Annotated in this window: 18 protein-coding genes and 2 tRNA genes; 9 read left to right on the top strand and 11 right to left on the bottom strand. The window is 33.1% G+C overall.

Annotation, left to right across the window (positions count from 1 at the left end; all coding sequences use genetic code 11):
* Positions 1-52: 52 nt before the first annotated feature.
* Positions 53-808 (bottom strand): sulfite exporter TauE/SafE family protein, encoded by a 756-nt coding sequence (locus FGM02_RS01655; protein WP_139956303.1) that lies wholly within the window; start codon positions 806-808, stop codon positions 53-55.
* A gap of 198 nt (positions 809-1,006) precedes the next feature.
* Between FGM02_RS01655 and FGM02_RS01650 the strand changes: the two genes are divergently transcribed.
* Positions 1,007-1,091: transfer RNA gene (locus FGM02_RS01650), tRNA-Ser, on the top strand.
* Positions 1,092-1,362: 271 nt separating this feature from the next.
* Here the strand turns inward: FGM02_RS01650 and FGM02_RS01640 are convergent.
* Positions 1,363-1,435, bottom strand: a tRNA-Phe gene (locus FGM02_RS01640).
* Between the two features lie 127 nt (positions 1,436-1,562).
* On the opposite strand from FGM02_RS01640, the gene FGM02_RS01635 reads away from it, so the two are divergent.
* The 8 genes from FGM02_RS01635 (at position 1,563) to FGM02_RS01600 (ending at position 9,500) form a co-directional block, all read left to right on the top strand.
* Positions 1,563-2,294 carry a type III pantothenate kinase gene (locus FGM02_RS01635; protein ID WP_139956301.1) on the top strand — a complete coding sequence of 244 codons (732 nt, stop codon included), beginning with the start codon at positions 1,563-1,565 and terminating at the stop codon, positions 2,292-2,294.
* Positions 2,291-3,547, top strand: coding sequence for a hypothetical protein (locus FGM02_RS01630; RefSeq protein ID WP_139956299.1), 1,257 nt, complete (start codon positions 2,291-2,293; stop codon positions 3,545-3,547). The genes FGM02_RS01635 and FGM02_RS01630 overlap by 4 nt, the downstream gene beginning before the upstream one ends.
* A gap of 19 nt (positions 3,548-3,566) precedes the next feature.
* On the top strand, positions 3,567-4,919 hold the full coding sequence (locus FGM02_RS01625) for a tetratricopeptide repeat protein (RefSeq protein ID WP_139956297.1): 1,353 nt from the start codon (positions 3,567-3,569) through the stop codon (positions 4,917-4,919).
* Between the two features lie 9 nt (positions 4,920-4,928).
* Positions 4,929-5,495: an LPS export ABC transporter periplasmic protein LptC gene (gene lptC / locus FGM02_RS01620; RefSeq protein ID WP_243739328.1), complete on the top strand. Its 567-nt coding sequence runs from the start codon at positions 4,929-4,931 to the stop codon at positions 5,493-5,495.
* Between the two features lie 2 nt (positions 5,496-5,497).
* Complete coding sequence (locus FGM02_RS01615) at positions 5,498-5,677, top strand: hypothetical protein (protein WP_139956295.1); 180 nt, start codon at positions 5,498-5,500, stop codon at positions 5,675-5,677.
* A 6-nt stretch (positions 5,678-5,683) separates the two neighbouring features.
* Complete coding sequence (locus FGM02_RS01610) at positions 5,684-6,949, top strand: hemolysin family protein (RefSeq protein WP_139956293.1); 1,266 nt, start codon at positions 5,684-5,686, stop codon at positions 6,947-6,949.
* Positions 6,950-7,075: 126 nt separating this feature from the next.
* Positions 7,076-9,172, top strand: coding sequence for a peptidylprolyl isomerase (locus FGM02_RS01605; protein ID WP_139956291.1), 2,097 nt, complete (start codon positions 7,076-7,078; stop codon positions 9,170-9,172).
* A gap of 40 nt (positions 9,173-9,212) precedes the next feature.
* Complete coding sequence (locus tag FGM02_RS01600; protein WP_139956290.1) at positions 9,213-9,500, top strand: rhodanese-like domain-containing protein; 288 nt, start codon at positions 9,213-9,215, stop codon at positions 9,498-9,500.
* 63 nt (positions 9,501-9,563) lie between these two features.
* Here FGM02_RS01600 and FGM02_RS01595 read toward each other — a convergent pair whose 3' ends face one another.
* From FGM02_RS01595 to FGM02_RS01555, 9 genes are all read right to left on the bottom strand, one after another.
* Positions 9,564-10,646, bottom strand: a complete 1,083-nt coding sequence (locus tag FGM02_RS01595) for a glycoside hydrolase family protein (protein ID WP_139956288.1) — start codon at positions 10,644-10,646, stop codon at positions 9,564-9,566.
* 15 nt (positions 10,647-10,661) lie between these two features.
* On the bottom strand, positions 10,662-11,918 hold the full coding sequence (locus FGM02_RS01590) for a glycoside hydrolase family 117 protein (protein ID WP_139956286.1): 1,257 nt from the start codon (positions 11,916-11,918) through the stop codon (positions 10,662-10,664).
* A gap of 3 nt (positions 11,919-11,921) precedes the next feature.
* A complete protein-coding gene (locus FGM02_RS01585; RefSeq protein WP_139956284.1) occupies positions 11,922-13,250 on the bottom strand; it encodes a family 16 glycosylhydrolase in 1,329 nt (442 codons plus the stop codon).
* A gap of 4 nt (positions 13,251-13,254) precedes the next feature.
* Positions 13,255-14,493 carry a family 16 glycosylhydrolase gene (locus FGM02_RS01580; RefSeq protein WP_139956282.1) on the bottom strand — a complete coding sequence of 413 codons (1,239 nt, stop codon included), beginning with the start codon at positions 14,491-14,493 and terminating at the stop codon, positions 13,255-13,257.
* A 51-nt stretch (positions 14,494-14,544) separates the two neighbouring features.
* A complete protein-coding gene (locus FGM02_RS01575; protein WP_139956280.1) occupies positions 14,545-16,005 on the bottom strand; it encodes a sulfatase family protein in 1,461 nt (486 codons plus the stop codon).
* Positions 16,006-16,009: 4 nt separating this feature from the next.
* Positions 16,010-16,276 (bottom strand): hypothetical protein, encoded by a 267-nt coding sequence (locus FGM02_RS01570; protein ID WP_139956278.1) that lies wholly within the window; start codon positions 16,274-16,276, stop codon positions 16,010-16,012.
* Complete coding sequence (locus FGM02_RS01565) at positions 16,257-17,384, bottom strand: glycoside hydrolase family protein (RefSeq protein WP_243739327.1); 1,128 nt, start codon at positions 17,382-17,384, stop codon at positions 16,257-16,259. The genes FGM02_RS01570 and FGM02_RS01565 overlap by 20 nt, the downstream gene beginning before the upstream one ends.
* 131 nt (positions 17,385-17,515) lie before the next feature.
* Positions 17,516-17,674: a family 16 glycosylhydrolase gene (locus FGM02_RS18385; protein ID WP_394344437.1), complete on the bottom strand. Its 159-nt coding sequence runs from the start codon at positions 17,672-17,674 to the stop codon at positions 17,516-17,518.
* Between the two features lie 115 nt (positions 17,675-17,789).
* Positions 17,790-18,134, bottom strand: a complete 345-nt coding sequence (locus tag FGM02_RS01555; protein WP_139956276.1) for a hypothetical protein — start codon at positions 18,132-18,134, stop codon at positions 17,790-17,792.
* Positions 18,135-18,182: the final 48 nt, after the last annotated feature.

Raw genomic sequence — 18,182 nt, 5'->3', positions numbered from 1 at the left:
TTTGGCGAAGTTAAAAAAAACTTTTTTCATGACCTTTCTAATCGAGAGATAATTAACTATTGTAAAACCATAATTTTATAGACATTCCCACAACAATCACAAATAAAGCATACCGAATAAATTTATCACCTTTTTTTACTGAATAACGGCTGGCAAACCAAGCTCCCGTAGCATTTCCAATAGCTAGCGTTAAACCTAATTTCCAATCTACTTTTCCATTAAATATAAATACACTCAAGGCAATGGCCGTGTAAATAAAAGCAACGGTTACTTTGGTAGCGTTCGATTTTACTAAAGTAAATCGATTGATCATGGGTAATATGGCTAGCATTATAAAACCGACGCCTGCATTTAAAAAACCACCATAAAGTCCTACAAAGAAAAAAACAATAATGGCTATGTATAAATGTTTTCCTGTAGTTCTTTCTGCTAAGACTTCTAATGAGTTGTTGTTTTTCTTGAATACAATTAAGAACACAACAACAATCATGACAATAGATAAGATTTTTTTAAAGGTTGCACCGTCAATGTCTATAGCATATTGTGCGCCTATAAAGGAGCCTATGGAAGCTGATATGCCTAAGTAAAGGCTAAAAGGATATGTTACTACGCCTTTACTTCGAAAACCAGCGACAGAGGATGCTGTCTGAAAAAAGATAGCAATTCTATTTGTTCCATTGGCGATGGCCTCTGGCAAGCCCATAAAAATAAGTAAAGGCAAAGTCAATAGGGATCCTCCGCCGGCAATTGTATTTATGGCTCCAGCAAAAAAACCAGCAATAATGAGAAGAATAAGATCTAATGTCATACAAATATTTTAAAACAAAGGTACTTAATGTTGGTAAATCCTTTTAAAGTAAAAATAATTTTGTTCTAACTTTTTTGTTTTCAGTAGATTGATTTTTGAAATAAAAAAAATGTAAAAAAAGATTAAAAAAAGTTTGAGTGTATTGTAAAAAGCCTGTATATTTGCAACCGCATTCAGGGAATACCTGATGAGACACTTGGAGAATTGGCAGAGTGGTCGAATGCGGCAGTCTTGAAAACTGTTGAGGGTCACACCTCCGGGGGTTCGAATCCCTCATTCTCCGCATAAAAAAAACCATAACATTTGTTATGGTTTTTTTTTGCTCGAAAACTGCTAAACTTGTTCTGCTGAATCCTTCAATGCCAAAATTAAAGACTTTAGAGCACAATTTAGAGGTGTAAGAAATATTCCTTTTTTCCTATTTAGACTTGCCAATATTTATGCGTAATTATCAAAATCCCACAACTTTTACGACTGACCCAAAAATTGTATGTGAGTTGAAAGTTTGGAGTGTAAAAAAAACCGTAAAGAAATGAATCTTTACGGTTTTTAAGTGGTGCCTCCAGGAATCGAACCAGGGACACATGGATTTTCAGTCCATTGCTCTACCAACTGAGCTAAGGCACCTTTGTTGCTGCGGCATTTAGAACTAGTCTGCTTGCCTAAGCGGTTGCAAATATACATGTAATATTTAGATATATCCAAACATATTTTGAAAAAATGTATTCGTATCTTTGAAGGATTATAAAATAATATGAAAAATCTAATAATCGACGCAGGTAATAGTCGAATTAAAGTATTTGTTTTTGAGCGAGATAGCATTGTTTTCAGCTTTGTAAGCGATGAAAATGATTTCGAAGAAAAAATTAAAAATATTTTCATTGAACACGAAATTTTTAATACAATTGTATCTTCAGTAGGTGCGTTAACTAAGAAAATAGCAGCTATATTAAAAAATGTTTCAGCAGTAGTATGGTTAAATAGCCAAACAAAGGTTCCGTTTATAAACTCTTATAAAACCCCTATTACTTTAGGGGTGGATAGAATTGCTTTGATGAGTGCTGCTTCGTTTTTATTTCCTAATAAAAATGTACTAGTGATTGATGCAGGTACTTGCATCACATTTGATATCTTGTCTGAAACAAATAATTATTTGGGAGGAGCCATTTCTTTAGGCTTGCAAATGAGGTTTACAGCCCTCCATAATTTTACTGAAAATTTACCTTTATTAACGATAGATAATTTTAAAAATTTTATTGGTGATGATACAAATTCGTGTATCGGTTCGGGAGTTGTTCAAGGCGCAATTAGTGAAATTGACGGGGTAATTTCAGAATATAAGTGTCGTTTTAGTGATTTAACAGTTGTTTTAACAGGAGGAGACGCTTATTACTTGTCTAAAAGATTAAAAAATAGCATATTTGCGAATCCAAATTTTCTAGCGGAAGGTTTGAACTCAATTTTGACACACAATACACAAGAATGATAAAAAAAACAATACTGTTTTTAACTGTGTTTTTAACAGTAAGTGCCGTTGCGCAAAAACAGCAAGCCTCACCATATTCGTTTTTCGGAATAGGAAATAACATACCAAGTAAAACAGTTGAAGAAACATTGATGGGAGGAATCGGAGCTTCGTTTTCTGAGCCTTTGCATTTGAATTTTTCAAATCCTGCTAGTTTGTCAGGTTTAAGGTTTACAACTTATGCTGTTGGAACAACAAATTATCAATCTACAATTTCCGATAATTCAACAGAACAAAAATCATCTGCATTTGCATTGTCTTATTTGGCAATAGGTTTTCCAATAGGAGAGAAAATGGGATTTACCGGTGGTTTAAGAAGTAAAACAGGTGTTGGATATAATTTACAAGAAGATGATGGTACTTCTATTTATACCTATGAAGGTGAAGGTGGTACAAGCATGCTTTTTATGGGGGTAGGATATAAAATATACAAAGGACTTTCTATAGGTTTTGAGGCGGGATATGTATTTGGAACCGTAAATAATACAGTAACCCAAGAACAAGACGATTTGATTTATGATATTCGGTATAGAACAAAAGATATTATTAGAGGTTTTGACGGTAAGTTTGGTGTAAATTACCAATCAAAAACATCTACTAAACACACCTTAGGTTTAGGTTTGGTGTTTTTAAAGAGCAAAGATCAAAGTGTTGAAGAGTCGACACAATTATACAAAGGTATTTTTAACGGAATAGATGTAGAAACAATTGTAGATGCATTGCCAGAAGATGATTCAAATTCTACAACTGTTGTTAATCCTATCAATACAACTTTTGCTATTGGCTATGGTGAACTAAGTAAATGGAATACGAGTATTGAATACAGCTTTAACAAAGCAATGAGCTTTAACGGGTCTGCCCTAGAAAACAATACAAAAAATGTGACTTTTACCGACTACAAACGTTTGTCTTTAGGTGGTTATTATATACCTAAATTCAATTCGTTAACAAGCTACTTTAGTAGGGTAACCTATAGAGCTGGTGTGAAATATGAAAACTTAGGAATGCAGGTGGACGGAACTCAGATAAAAGACTTTGGCATGTCTTTTGGAGTAGGATTACCAATGGGTAAAGGTTTGTCTGATTTGAATGTTGGATTTGAGTATGGAAAAAAAGGAGAATTAACAACTAGTTTAATTGAAGAAAAATACTTTAATTTGAAGCTTAGTTTCTCTTTAGGAGACAAATGGTTTAGACAGAGGAAAATTGATTAATATTAAAATAACTAAAAGGATGAAGAAAGTATTACTTTTAATGACATGTTTATTTTTTAGCATGAACATGGTAAACGCACAAGATACCAATCAAGAAGCGGCAATAAAGTATAATCTTTTCAAAGGAGATTATAAGTCGAAAAATTATGCAGGGGCTTATGAAAATTGGCTATGGTGTTTGAATAACAGTCCAAAATTATCTGTAAATATTTATAAATTGGGAGTGACTATCGCTAAAGATAAATTAGCTAAAGCAACACCAGAAGAAAGACCAGCAGCTATTGCTTTGGTTCGTAGAGTTTTTGACCAAAGAATTGAGTTGTATCCTAAAGACTTAGCAAAAGTATATAGCGATTATGCAGATTTCTTAAGTGAAGAAAAACAGTCTGATGAAGATGTTTTTCAAATGCTAGATAAAGCTTATAAAATTGATCCATCAAAAATGGGTGTAAAAGCAATTTACAGATATTTCAGTTATGTTACTGAAAAGAACAAAGATTCTAATGTTCAGTTTATTTTTGATACCTATGATGTTTTAGTGGAAGCAGTTCACGATAAATTAGATAATTACGCAAAGAAATTAGATGGATATTCTGCAAAAGAAGAAGCAGGGAATGTTTTAACTTCTAGCGAAAAAAGATATAAGAAAGCTTATGAAAATAATTCTAAAGCTATCGGTCAAGTAGAAGGTGGTTTGGATAAAATAATTGTTGATCTTTCTACTTGCGATCGTTTGATTCCTATGTTTACTGCAGATTTTGAAGCAAATAAAACGAATGGAGCATGGTTGAAAAGTTCTGTTTCTAGAATGTATAAAAAAGAATGTACAGAGGATCCATTATATGATAAATTAGTAGAGGCTTACGTTAAAGCGCAACCTTCTCCAGAAGCATCTGTTTTTTATGCGGGTATCTTAGTTAAGAACAATCAGTTTGACAAGGCAAAAGAGTATTTTGAGAAAGCGGTGCAACAAGAAGAAGACACGAATAAAAAAGCAGCTTATTTGTATAAAATTGCTCAAATAATGCAAAAGAAAGGTCGTAAAGTTGAGGCCAGATCTTATGCAAGAAAAGCAATTGCAAACAAAAGAAGTATGGGGAAAGCTTACTTGTTAATTGCAAGTTTGTATGCTAAAAGTGCAAATACTTGTGGTAAATCAGAGTTTGAAAAGAAAATGGTATATGTAGCCGCTTTAAAAATGGCTGAAATTGCAGAAAGAGTAGATCCTGCAAATGCAAGTACTGCAAAAAAATATGTTAAGAGTTATAAGTCGTCAATTCCTGCTAAAAAGTTAATCTTTACTGAAGGTGTTACTTCAGGAGCTCCTTTTAAAATTGGATGTTGGATTGGTGAAACAGTAAAAATTCCTTAATTTAAAGGAATGTACTTAACTATAATAAATAACTTAAAAAACATTGTTGCCATTTTTATGGTGGCAATGTTTTTTTCTTGTGTAAACAATGTTAAAGAGGTTAAAGACTTTTTAGCTGATAAGAATTTACCTGTAGGAGAATCTGAAAATGTAAGGTATGTTTACAAAGACTCGGGTAAGGTTGTTACCCGATTAAACACGCCTTTGTTGTACGATTTTAGCAATAGGAAAGAGCATCCGTATTCGGAATATCCGGAGGGCGTTGTTATTGTAACAATTGATAAAACGGGAACGGATTCAACAACTATTTCTGGAGACTATGCAAGGTCATATACCAAAACCTCTATTTCTGAAATTATAGGAAATGTCGTGGTGTACAATCATACAGAAAAAACAAAATTAGAAACGTCTCAATTGTATTGGGATCAAAAAATCAATTATTTCTTTACCGAAAAAGAATTTAAACTTACCTTAGATCAAGATACTATCTATGGAACCGGGTTTGAGTCGAAGCACAATTTGCAAAATTGGGTAATGAAAAAAACAAGTGGAGAACTATTTTTAAAAGAAGAGTAATTATGCATGCATTTAGTAAATATTTTGAGTTTGCTTATTTAATTATAGGAGCTATTTTTATTTTTGAAGGTGTTCTGAAAATTTCAGAAGAACCGGAAAAAGGATACATACAATTGGGTTTTGGTGTACTTGCTGTATTTATGTTTTTCTTTAAAAGAAGGTTTCGAAAGAAAAGAGAATAAATTTTTATGGGCGTAGAAATTACAATAATTATTGTTTCCGTTTTATTATCAGCTTTTTTTTCAGGCTTGGAAATTGCTTTTATTTCTTCTAATAAATTGCACATTGAGCTAGAGAAAAAAGGAGACACGATTGTCTCTAAAATTCTTGAGCGTATCACAAAAAAATCTTCAAAATTTATTACCACAATGTTAGTGGGTAATAATATTTCTTTGGTGGTATATAGTTACTATATGGGGGCACTTATTGTAGATGTGCTAATCCCTTTTATTGGTATTGCTTATTTTAATGAATTTAGTGTTCTGCTAATTCAAACGCTTATTTCTACTTTGATAATTTTGGTGACTGCTGAGTTTTTGCCAAAAGCAATTTTCAGAATTTATGCAAACGAAACTTTAAAGTTATTTGCTGTTCCAGCATATTTCTTCTATATTTTATTTTACTATATCTCAGGATTTATTTCACGAATTTCCGATTTCTTCTTAAAAGTGTTTTTTAACGATAATGGAGCTGAGTCTCAAACTGAATTTAGCAAAGAAGAATTAGGTGATTATATAAATGAACAATTAGATACAGCAGATGATTCCGTAGATTCTGAAATTCAAATTTTTCAAAATGCTTTAGACTTTCATAAATTGAAAGCTAGGGAAATTATGGTGCCTAGAACAGAAATAATTGCGGTTGAAATACACGAAACAACGGCCAAATTAAAACGAATTTTCGCTGAAACAGGCCTGTCCAAAGTTGTAATTTATAAAACTTCTTTAGATGATATTCTCGGCTACGTAAACGCCTTCGATTTGTTTAAAAAGCCGAAAAGTATCAAATCTATTTTGATGCCAGTTGAAAATGTACCAGAATCAAGCAGTATTAGTGATGTTTTAAATTCATTGATCAAAAAAAGAAAAAGTATTGCGATTGTATTAGATGAATATGGAGGTACCTCTGGATTGATCACTGTGGAAGATATTATTGAAGAATTGTTTGGAGAGATAGAAGATGAACACGATTCTATTGAGCTTTTAGAAGTCATCATCAAAGAAAATAAATTTCAATTTTCTTCTCGCTTGGAAATTGATTATTTGAACGAAACCTACAACTTAAATATTCCAAAAGATGAGGGATATGAAACATTGGGTGGTTTTATCTTAAACCATACCGAAGATATCCCTGTAAAAGGCGATATTTTGACGATTGAAAACTATAAAATCGAAGTGTTAAAAAGCAGTACTTCAAAGATTGAACAAGTTTATCTTACCGTTTTAGAGGCTTAAATTTCACCTCAAAAACAACACATTACTTTTTTTATTTTGTAGGCTAATTAAAAAGCTGTTTCACTTTTATTATTAAAGAGTAAATTGTATTTTCGCACACTATCAATAAATAATTTAATAAAAATAATGGCAATATTATCGAAAATTAGAGAGCGTTCAATGTTTTTAATTGTAATCATTGGTTTGGCGCTATTTGCTTTTGTTGCAAGTCCAAAAGATATTTTAGACTTTTTTAATTCTAGTAAAGTAAATTCAGTAGGTGAAATTAATGGCGAAACGATTAGTAGAAAAGATTTTGGAACTAGAGTAGAAGCATACAAATCTAATGTTGGAAATGGTGTTTCTGATATGCAAGCAGTAAATGCTGTTTGGAATAGTGTTTTAAGCGAAAAAATTTACCAAGAGCAATTAAAAAATGCAGGAATTGTAGTAGGAGAAAAAGACGTTTGGGATGCCATCGTTGAAATACCTTCAATTAAAAATGCTGAAATTTTCAAAAATGAGATTGGTCTTTTTGATGAAGATAAATTCAAAGAGTACTTAGCAAACTTAAAAGAAAATTCAAAAGGTCAAGCAAACAGTGCTTGGACAAATTGGTTGAATACTGAAAAGAACGTTAAAGCAAACGTTGAGCAATCGGCGTATACGCAATTGGTAAAGTTAGGAGTTGGTGCATCTTTAAAAGATGGTGAAAGAAACCATTTTGAAAATGGAACCAAGTTATCTGGATCTTTTGTTTACGTACCTTATTCTTCTATTGAAGATGCAGATGCTACAGTAAGTTCTTCTGAAATTGATGCCTATGTTAAAAGTCATGCTGCTGAATTTAAAGTAGACGCGACAAGAGATATTAAATATGTAAAGTTTGATATAGTAGCTTCTGAAGAAGATGAAAAAGACATTCAAGACGAATTGAAATTGGAAATAGCTCCTTTTACAGCGGCTAAAGATGGTGTAGCTTATATAGCTGAAAGCGGAACGGATATTCCTGTTGATGGAAATTATTTATTTAAGAACAATTTACCTACCGTTGTTGCTGATGAAATTTTTGCGGCGAAAGAAGGTGTTGTTGTTGGACCTTATAAATTTCAAAATCACTACAGATTATCGAAAGTTGAAGAATTTATTAAGATGCCGGATTCAGTGCAAGCTAGTCATATCTTAATTTCTTATGTAGGTTCAAGATCTGCTGATCCAACCATTACAAGAACGGAAGCTGAAGCACAAAAATTGGCTGATAGTATTTTGAAAGTTGTAAAAAGAAAGAAATCTAAATTCGCCTCTTTGGCAAAAGAATTTTCTTCTGATAAATCAAATTCTGAAAAGGGTGGTGAATTAGACTGGTTTACATATTCTCGTATGGTACCTGAATTTAGAGACTATACTTTCTTAAATAAAAAAGGAGATATCGGAGTTGTTAAAACTGATTTCGGATTGCATGTAATTCATATTACAAATCAAAAAAATATTCAAAATGCGGTGAAATTGTCAACTTTGGCAAGAAAAATTGAAGCTTCTGAAGCTACTGAAAACACTATTTTTGAAAATGCGGAAAGTTTGGCTTATAAATTATCTTCAGGTGAGACTTTAGATGAATTGTTAAAAGAATTAAACTATACAGCTAGACCTTTAGTAGGTATTAAAGAATTAGAAGAAAATGTTTCTGGTTTAGGTAAAAACAGAAGTATTGTAAGATGGACTTTCGATAATGAACGTTCAATCAATGATGTAAAACGTTTCGATTTAGATAATGGTTATGCGGTAGTTGTATTGACTAATAAATCAGAAAAAGGTCTTTCGTCTTCTTCTAAAGCATCGGCAAAGGTGAAGCCTATTTTAATGAATCAGAAAAAAGCAAAATTGATTGCTGAAAAAATGAAGGGAGCAGATTTAGAAGCAATTGCTAAATCAGCAGAAGTTGCTGTAAAATCATTTTCTAATGTTACTTTAGGTGCTCCAACTATTTCTGGTGTTGGAATTGAGCCAGGTGTTGTAGGAGCCATGTATGCTGTAGCTGAAAATAAAGTAATTACAAATGTTTCTGGAGTAAAAGGTGTTTTTGCTTTTGTTGTAAAATCAAAAGAAAAACCAGCAACTTTACCTAGTTATGAAGGGGCTAAAAACAGTCTTGCTACAGACAACAAAAACAAAGTAAACGGTCAAATCTTCAACGCACTAAAAGATTTAGTTGAAGTTGATGATCAAAGAGGAAATATGTATTAATACAGTATGATTAGGTACAGAAAATTAAAGCAAAAAAATTATGGCAAATTTTGACAATGAAAAAATACAAGAGTATTTAAAAAACGGAGCTGTTGTATTAGATGTTAGAACAGATGGCGAATATGCTGAAGGGCATGTCGCAGGTTCAGAGCATATTGTTTTAGATAGAATTCCTAGTAATATTGATACAGTGAAGGGCTACGGTAAGCAAGTAATTGCTGTTTGTAGAAGTGGAGCGAGAAGTGGACAGGCAACTGACTTCTTAAAGCAACAAGGAATTGATATTATCAATGGAGGTCCATGGGAAAATGTGGATCAATATCTATAGGAAATAGTGAACAAAAAAAGAGGCTGTATGAAAATACAGCCTCTTTTTTTGTTTGTATACTTTCTATTTTATCGGAATTTGTACATTGAAGGATTGTAAAACGCCATGGGCATCTTTTATGTCAGAGGCACATAGCAAAGCAACGGGTTTCCCATTTTCAATATAAAGTTGGGGTCTTTCTAAATGTGCTACTTTTTGTGTGTTCCCATCTTCCCAGTTTATTTCTAAAGTTGAAACCAATGCATTTTTGGCTAAACTCCAATCAAAACCATCTTTAGATTCGAATAAAACTAAAGCTTGTCCGGCTTTTGTAAAGGCGCCATGCATGTCTTTTAGTATAGCTCTATACATTCCGTCTTCATACCAAATAAATGGATCTTCAGCTGGGAAATCGTGTCCTTTTGCAGTGAAAATAGGGAAATCGTATTTTTTAAAAGGCCCAGTCGGACTGTCAGAAGTGGCTACACAATGGACTACAGGTCCGCCAAATTTTCCTTTTTTCTTTTTACCAACCGCTTTGTACACCATTAAATACCCTCCTTCTGGACGTTCTGTTATTGAAGGATTGCTTGTCATTAATGCATCTAAGGAATTCACATCCTCGCTTACATCAATTAGAGGTTTGTCACTGCGTTTCCAAGGGCCATTTGGGTTGTCGGCAACGGCAACACCTATTCTTTGATTGTTTCTGTGCAAAACGTTTAATTTGATGTTTCCTGGACTTCCAGTTACGACGCCATCACCCGTGTTTCCCATATAGTACAAATAATATTTGTCGCCATATTTATGCACGGTAGGATTGTGTGTACAGAGTCCATCCCATAAAGCGGCATCTCTAATTCCTAAGGCAACGTCTTTAAAAGTAAAAGGTCCAAACGGACTAGTGGATACTGCATGTGCTATTTCGGAATGGGTCACCCAAGCCCAACCTAAATCTTTTTTCCACCTTGAATAATAGAGATGGTATAAATTATCATCCCCTTTTACTAAAGATCCTCCCCAAATAGTAATGGAATCATTTTGAAATTTTGATGTTAAGGCGACTTCTCCTAGGGTTAATTTGTATTCTTTTTTAGTTGTTGTTGTACTACATGCCGTAAATAAGACAAGTACTAGCGCAAGCAGCGCATATGGTTTTGTTTTCATATTAAATTGATTGTTTTAGTTGCTGTTTTTAATTCTATCTAGTTGTTTTTTATTCAGTTTATGTTGAAAATAAAAGTCAGGTTTGTTCCATCTAATTTTTTTCTTCATTTGAGGATCGTGTACATCCAAACTCAAATCACAATCAAATCGGGCTAGTATTGAATGTTGTTTTCCATGTGCTCCTGCATTGACAAAATGAGACAATCCCCATGTAATTCCTCTTCCATTTTTGTTGTCTAAAAAAGCATCTGCAATATAAGGACCTGAAGCAACAGGCATAAATTTCGATACAGAAGCAATTTCAAAATTCACCCAGTCTTTGGCATATTGAATGGTATTGGATTCTACACCATCTTGAACGATTAAGGCAGCAATTCCTTCTTTAAATGGAAATAATGAAGTTTCATGTCCGGAATTAAAGAGTGGATTTAAAGGATGCTTTTTAAAAGGTCCTAAAGGAGAATCTGCTATCGCCAAACCAGCAGCAATCCATAAATTATCGGGTCTGTTAAAGGCTGCTTTGTAGTAGATATAAATTTTGCCGTTGTGAATAAATGGATTTGGATCGTGAATGGCAAATTGATCCCATTCGCCTTTGGCACCGTTTTCTATAACTGCACCTTCATGATAGGTCCAAGGACCATCAGGAGAATCCGAAGAAGCTACGGCTACCGGACAATAATCACCTTTCTTTCCGCTCGCTTCTAAAAATCCTTGAAAGTATAAATAATATTTTCCTTCCCATTTTAAAATATCAGTTGTGGCTACAGATCGCCAACCTACTTGTGGTTTTGGAGGTCTAGGAACGGCAACTCCTTGTTCCTCCCAAGTAAAACCGTCTTTACTTGTGGCGTACCAAATATCGCATAAATCCCAATCTGTAGAAGGGATGGTATCGTTACTCTTGTCTGCATTTCTAGCTCCAACAGGTGGCGTTGGTGTTTGACGATGTGTGTACCAAACATAATATTTTCCGTTTTCCTTAATGATTTTTGAAGGATCTCTTCTAGAAATGGTACCGTCACCATCGTTATAGTCCAAGCCTTTTAAAGGTGTATATAAAAAGTTAGAGTACAATTCATTAGTGGCAGGTGTGTAACCATCGTACTGAGTAAAGGCACGTTCTATGGCACTGCTTAATGCTCTGTTTTTCGTATCTTCCTTGATATTGTAAGGAAATCCCGTAGTATTTGTTTTTTCCTTTGAACTACAGGCGCTTATCAATAAGAAAAGAAAAGATGTTTTTATAATGTTGAGAATTGTTGTTTTCATGGTTTATTTTTTAGTATAATATTTCACATAGTCTATTTTCATGCTAGTACCATCTATTGCGTCTGTAACTTCACCAGCGTGTTCTAATATAGCCAAGCTTAAATAAATATTTAATGCTTCATTGCAAAGTGTATTCGGAATTGTACGAATCAATTTAGTATCAAAATAAAATTTGATTTCAGTTTCCGACCAGTCCATTCCATAAATATGGTAATGGTTGGCATAATTGTAACTTGTTTTTACATCGTAACTACTTATTTCAACCCATACATTGTTTATATAAGCTTCTATTTTATAGTCTGATATTAAGGCATTCCAATTACTTCCACTTTGCCAACCATTGATAAATTGTATATGTCCTATGTTTTTTTCAGAAGGCCAAGAAAATTCTAGCCATTTTTCTCCTGTTTTTGGTGATACCCAACCAGTTGTAATGCTTCCATTGGTAACATCAGAAACTTTAAAAGTATCATTATAAGTACCACTAGCTGTGATGGTAACTTGACTGTCTTTTGAAAGGTTGTTTAAGTTAGCATTTGAGTTGTCAGCCGTATTGGAAAGTATGTTTTTAGGATAATCACAGTCTGCTTTTTCTTCGTAGATGCGAAATTCTTTGATATGAAAATGATTGGCATTGTTAGAAGAGAAACGAATTTTTTTTGTGCTTATAGCTTTTTCAAAACTATGCGCATATCCTGGAGATAAGCCTTCTGTGTATCCTAATTGACTGTTCTCCGTTTCTCCATTTTGCCAATGATGACGGTTTGTGTTCATCTCATTAGGAAAATGTCCTTCATTAATATCCAATTCACAAGTAACACCAGGTGTACTATTACCCACACCTTTTAAATTCGAAAACAACCAAAAGGAGTTGTTGGTTCCACTAGCACCAGCATATTTGTATTTTGATTCAAAATAACCATAGTTAAAGGTTTCTTTTGTCCAAATATTGCCACAAGTCCAATCTGCTCCACCACGCTGTTCTTTTATTGCTTGTAATTCCAAAACGCCATTGGCTACTACTGCATTATCTCTCCATCGGCTACAAAGGATATGACCACTAGGCCCATTTTGAGAAGTCCAATTGTTTTCAAGCTGAGAGTTAGGATAATCAAATTCATCTTCCCAAGCTAATTCCCATTTAGAAATATCAAATTCAACAGATGGAATGGGTAAAAGAGTATGATAGATATCTTCAGGACAAATGATTTTTTCTTCATTTTTGTTCTCTGGCTCTTTTACTATAATCTCGTTGTTGTTAGTAGATTGCGCGCAGCTTTCTAAGCTAAAACTTAGTGCTAAAATAGTCGTAATGGTTATGGGTAATTTCATTTTTTTATTTTTTCTGATAATATTTCACATAATCAACCTTCATACTTTTACCATCCAAATCATCTTTTAATACTCCGTGCCATTTAATAAGAGCTAAGCTTAAAAAGATTGGAGCTTCACTATAACAAAAATCATTTTTAGTTCTTCTTAATTCTTTACCATCAAAATAAAACACCAATTCATTTTCATCCCACTCCAATCCGTAGGTATGATATTCCTCCGAAAAATCATTCTCTTTACTGGCATCTAAAACAGAAATATCTCTCCATTCTCCATCTTTTAAATATTGAATTTTGTAATTGCTTACTAAGCTGTGCCATGTTTTACTTTGATCTCTCCATCCGTTTGTAAACTGAATACAACCAACAGTTATAGATTGATCCCAAGTGAACTCTACCCATTTATCTCCCTCTTGCTGTGTGCTCCAAGAAGTAAAAGGGTTTCCATCTATCAATTTATTTTCTGAAGAATTTCCTTTATACGAACCGCTTGATGTAATGCTTACATTTTGAGCTCTTGCATAGTTTACCAAACCATCAATATCACTATCTGCTGTTTGTGACAATACCGTTGGATATTCTCCAGACTCGTTTACTCCATACACTCTAAATTCGCCCACATTAAACCTAGAACTATTTTTAGAGGTAAAACGTATTTTCTTCGTTTCAACAGGAATTTCTAATTGAATAGAATAATTTGGTTTGGTTCCAAAAAAGAACATTTCATTATAACTTGGGTGTGTTTTCTTTCCATTTGGCAAAACGGTAAAATCTGACCAATTATGGATATTAGTACTCACCTCATTAGGATAATGTCCTTCGTTAATATCAATTTCAAATTTTTTACCTTCTGTAGGTTCTCCTCCTCTTGTCATTAACCAAAAGGAATTATTGGTAGCTTCTCCTCCAGCATATTTGTAGCGACATTCAAAATATCCATATTTAAACTGTTTGCGTGTCCAGATACTACCTGCTGTCCAATCTTTCCCCCCTCTTTTTTCTTTTTTAATGTTTAAATGCATTACGCCATCTACTACATCTACGTTTTCTCGCCATCGGCTACAGTATAAATTTTTACTAGTGTAATTGGCAGAAATCCAATGATCATCTAATTGACTGTTTTTATAATCAAAATTATCTTCCCATTTTAATTCCCACTGGGAATAATCAAATGTGCTTTTTTCTTGAGCTTTTGCTTTAACTCCAAAAAGAACAATTCCTATGCATAGTACTATATACTTCATCTTTGTTATATTTTATGTTGTTTATTTATGATCATTCAAAAATTAATTGATTTACTGTAAAAGTCTTTCTTCCCAATCTTTTACTATTTCTTCATAAGAAGCTTCTACAGAAACTTCTGGTTTTTGTTGTTCCAATGCTTTTTTATAATAAATTTTAGAACCCTGTTTGGCTTTGGCAATGGTTGCCTCATCTTCAAAAATCATATTTTTTTCATAGGATTTTAAGTTGGATGATAGAGTTTGAAATAATCTTTCTTGAACTTTTTTACAAGCTTTTTTTCCTGCCAAATTTTTAAATTCCATAGGATCTTTTTTCAAATCGAACAATTCAAACTCTGGCTTTGTTGCCGCCATAAACTGATTGTACGGAGCTTTTAATGCTCCTTTACTATATAAATAATGATACAAGGCAAAAGCAGGATATTGTAATTTTTTATAACTCGTTAACTGCATCCAGGGTCTGTCATACGTTCTATTCCAAATTAATTTGTAACGACCATCGGTAATACTTCTCATATTTTCTACGGCATCTCCTGTACGTTGTCTAAATCCATAGATATATGTACGTTTTTTTGTGTTTTTTCCTAAGAACACTTTACCGTGTAATTTATACGGAGTTTTAATACCTGATATAGCCAAACTAGTAGCTGCTACATCTACCAAACTGACCAAACGTTTGTCTTTTTTATTGGGTTTTAATTGACTTGGCCATCTTACAATTAAAGGAATCTGCAATCCTCCTTCGTATAAAAATTGTTTATCTCTAAGATGTGGACGACCGTGGTCTCCAAAAAAGAATACAATCGTATTCTCTGCCAATCCATCTGCTTCTAATTTTTTTAAAATTTCACCTACAATAGCATCACAATGTTGAATAGATTCTAAATACAGAGCCCAATCTGCTCTTAGTAACGGATGGTCTGGATAGCATTTAGGCAACACTACATCTTTTGGATTGATTGGATTTTTTTTATCTTTTACAAACAATCTATGTGGATACTTTATCTGAACCTGAGCAAAAAAAGGTTGCCCTTGCTTTCTTTGATTCCAATCTGTTCCATCGTATTTAATACTTGGAATAAAATTGTAATCTTTTTTACCTCCACTTTTTAATAAATTCAATCCATTTCCATTGGTTACAAAATAACCGGCTTTTTTAAAAAACTCAGTAATAGGTTGTATGCCATCAGGCAAAGCGGTCATATTTAAGGTTCTGTGATCTAACGAATTTATAGCTATTGGATACATTCCTGTAATTTGAGACGATCTACTTGCAGAGCAAACAGGGGCATTGGCATAAGCATTGGTATACAAAACTCCTTGTTTTGCCAAACCATCAATATTTGGTGTCTGCACTGCAGGATGTCCGTAGCAAGATAATTCTCTTCCTAAATCATCAGCATTTATCCAAACAATATTGTAGGTCTTTTGTTGCGCTTGTAACTGATAGCTAATCAAAGTAAACAACAAACAAACACTTTTGAATAGGTGGTTTTTGAGTTCTAATTTCATAAAATCAATGTTTATATTTTAAAGGAATTACCAAAGAAAAAGAGACTTCACTATCCTTAGGTAAAATGGCAATGATCAATGCTTTAGGAATTCCGTCTTTTCCTTTTAAAATATTGGTACCCCAAACATTGTAATCTTTTTCCTGAATAATATTTGCTTTGTCAAACTTTTCAGGGAGTAACTCTTTAAAATCAAAATTTGATTGTGCTAAACCTATAAAGGTTACGGAAAAGGAAAAAACGGATATAAAACTATTTTTTAGATTCTTCATTATTAATTTTTATAGTTTGAATTGGAATTTGAACATTAAAAGATTGAAGCACACCTTTACTATCTTTTACATCAGAAGCACATACAAGAACTTTTGGAATTCCATTTTCTAAATAAACTTGGGGGCGTTCTAAATTAGCTACTTTTTGAACCGTTCCATCTTCCCATTTAATTTCTAATTTTGAAACCAATGCATTTTTAGATAATGTCCAATCAAATCCATCTTCAGATTCAAATAAAACCAACGCCATACCTGCATCTGTAAATGCTCCATGCATATCTTTTAAAATTGCTCTATATTTTCCAGCTTCATACCAAATAAAAGGATCTTCAGCAGGGAAATCGTGTCCTTTAGCTAGAAAAATTGGTTTGTCGAATTTTACAAATGGTCCTGTAGGATTATCAGATGTTGCTACACAATGCACTACCGGACCTCCCCATATTCCTTTTTTCTTTTTACCTACTGCCTTATACACCATTAAATATCCTCCATCTGGTCTTTTGGTAATTGATGGATTATTCACTAATAACGCGTCAATAGCTGTGCTATCCTTACTCACATCAATTAATGGTTTATCAAAACGTTTCCAAGGTCCGTTTGGGTTCTCGGCAACTGCTACACCTATTCTCGCATTATTTCTATGAATAGGGTTTAGTTTTATTTCTCCAGGTTCTCCAAATACTTTTCCGTCACCTGTATTTCCCATATAATACAAGTAATATTTATTGCCATATTTGTGAACTGTAGGATTGTGTGTACATAAACCATCCCACAATTTTGAATCTCGAATTCCCAAAGCAATATCTTTAAACTTAAATGGTCCAAAAGGACTTTCAGCAACAGCGTGTGCTATTTCAGAATGTGTAGCCCAAGCCCAACCTAAATCTTTTTTCCATCGAGAATAAAACATATGATACAAACCATCATCTCCTTTTGTAATGGAACCTCCCCAAACACTCATTGTATCACTTTCAAATTTAGACTGAAGCCTAACTTCTCCTAATTCAATTTTATAATCTGATTTTTTTATTTCAACAGTTTTTTTTGGTTGTACTTTACAAGAACTTAAAAGAGTAACTGTAATTAAAACTAATGCTAGATGTTTCATTTTGTGTTGTTTGATTACTATGTTTTTTTAATTTTATTATTTTTTGTTATGATATCTTACATAATCCACCTTCAATGAAGTACCATCAATTCCATCAGAAACTGTACCTGACCATTTTTTAATTGCTAGACTTAACCAAATAGGTGCTTCGCTATAACAAAATGTATTTTCTCTCTTCTAATCTCTTTTCCATCAAAATAAAAAATCAATTCTTTTTCATTCCAATCCATTCCATAAGTATGGTATTCTTCGGCAAAGTTATTACTGATTTTCGCATCGTAACTTGCAATTTCAACCCATTCTCCATGAACTTCTGCCTCAATTTTATAATCCGAAACAAGTCCATTCCAATTATTTTTTTTTACCTATTTATGAACTGAATATGTCCAACTTTTTTCCTGAAGGTCATTCAAACTCCAACCATTTTTCACCTTCTTTCTGAGAAACCCACCCTGTTGTAATACTACCATTAGCAACATCAGAAATTTTAAAGGTATCGTTATAAAGACCACTAGCAGTAATTGTAACTTGACTGTCCTTTGAAAGGTTATTTAAACCTGTTACAATATTGTCTGCGTTGTTAGATAATATATTTCTAGGAAATTCACATTCTATGTTTTCTTCGTAAATACGAAATTTTTTGATATGAAAGTGGTTTGAATTCTTAGATGAAAAACGAATTCGCTTGGTTTTTATAGCCTTTTCATAAGTATGGGCATATCCTGGCGAAAGTCCTTCTGTATAGCCCAATTGACTATTTTCTGTTTCTCCATTTTGCCAATGATGTCTATTCGTGTT

This window comes from Flavicella sediminum, assembly GCF_006381105.1.
Taxonomy (GTDB): domain Bacteria; phylum Bacteroidota; class Bacteroidia; order Flavobacteriales; family Flavobacteriaceae; genus Flavicella; species Flavicella sediminum.
This window is presented reverse-complemented; position numbering and strand designations above follow the sequence as displayed.

What these genes read in the sequence shown, in the direction of transcription:
- FGM02_RS01625 (WP_139956297.1), top strand. Translation starts at nt 3,567, where the DNA reads ATGAAGAAAGTATTACTTTTAATGACATGTTTATTTTTTAGCATGAAC.
- FGM02_RS01565 (WP_243739327.1), bottom strand. Translation starts at nt 17,384, where the DNA reads ATGAAACATCTAGCATTAGTTTTAATTACAGTTACTCTTTTAAGTTCT.
- FGM02_RS01610 (WP_139956293.1), top strand. Translation starts at nt 5,684, where the DNA reads ATGGGCGTAGAAATTACAATAATTATTGTTTCCGTTTTATTATCAGCT.
- FGM02_RS01585 (WP_139956284.1), bottom strand. Translation starts at nt 13,250, where the DNA reads ATGAAATTACCCATAACCATTACGACTATTTTAGCACTAAGTTTTAGC.
- FGM02_RS01600 (WP_139956290.1), top strand. Translation starts at nt 9,213, where the DNA reads ATGGCAAATTTTGACAATGAAAAAATACAAGAGTATTTAAAAAACGGA.
- FGM02_RS01630 (WP_139956299.1), top strand. Translation starts at nt 2,291, where the DNA reads ATGATAAAAAAAACAATACTGTTTTTAACTGTGTTTTTAACAGTAAGT.
- FGM02_RS01575 (WP_139956280.1), bottom strand. Translation starts at nt 16,005, where the DNA reads ATGAAATTAGAACTCAAAAACCACCTATTCAAAAGTGTTTGTTTGTTG.
- FGM02_RS01635 (WP_139956301.1), top strand. Translation starts at nt 1,563, where the DNA reads ATGAAAAATCTAATAATCGACGCAGGTAATAGTCGAATTAAAGTATTT.
- FGM02_RS01655 (WP_139956303.1), bottom strand. Translation starts at nt 808, where the DNA reads ATGACATTAGATCTTATTCTTCTCATTATTGCTGGTTTTTTTGCTGGA.
- FGM02_RS01590 (WP_139956286.1), bottom strand. Translation starts at nt 11,918, where the DNA reads ATGAAAACAACAATTCTCAACATTATAAAAACATCTTTTCTTTTCTTA.
- FGM02_RS01595 (WP_139956288.1), bottom strand. Translation starts at nt 10,646, where the DNA reads ATGAAAACAAAACCATATGCGCTGCTTGCGCTAGTACTTGTCTTATTT.
- lptC (WP_243739328.1), top strand. Translation starts at nt 4,929, where the DNA reads ATGTACTTAACTATAATAAATAACTTAAAAAACATTGTTGCCATTTTT.
- FGM02_RS01615 (WP_139956295.1), top strand. Translation starts at nt 5,498, where the DNA reads ATGCATGCATTTAGTAAATATTTTGAGTTTGCTTATTTAATTATAGGA.
- FGM02_RS01580 (WP_139956282.1), bottom strand. Translation starts at nt 14,493, where the DNA reads ATGAAGTATATAGTACTATGCATAGGAATTGTTCTTTTTGGAGTTAAA.
- FGM02_RS01570 (WP_139956278.1), bottom strand. Translation starts at nt 16,276, where the DNA reads ATGAAGAATCTAAAAAATAGTTTTATATCCGTTTTTTCCTTTTCCGTA.
- FGM02_RS01605 (WP_139956291.1), top strand. Translation starts at nt 7,076, where the DNA reads ATGGCAATATTATCGAAAATTAGAGAGCGTTCAATGTTTTTAATTGTA.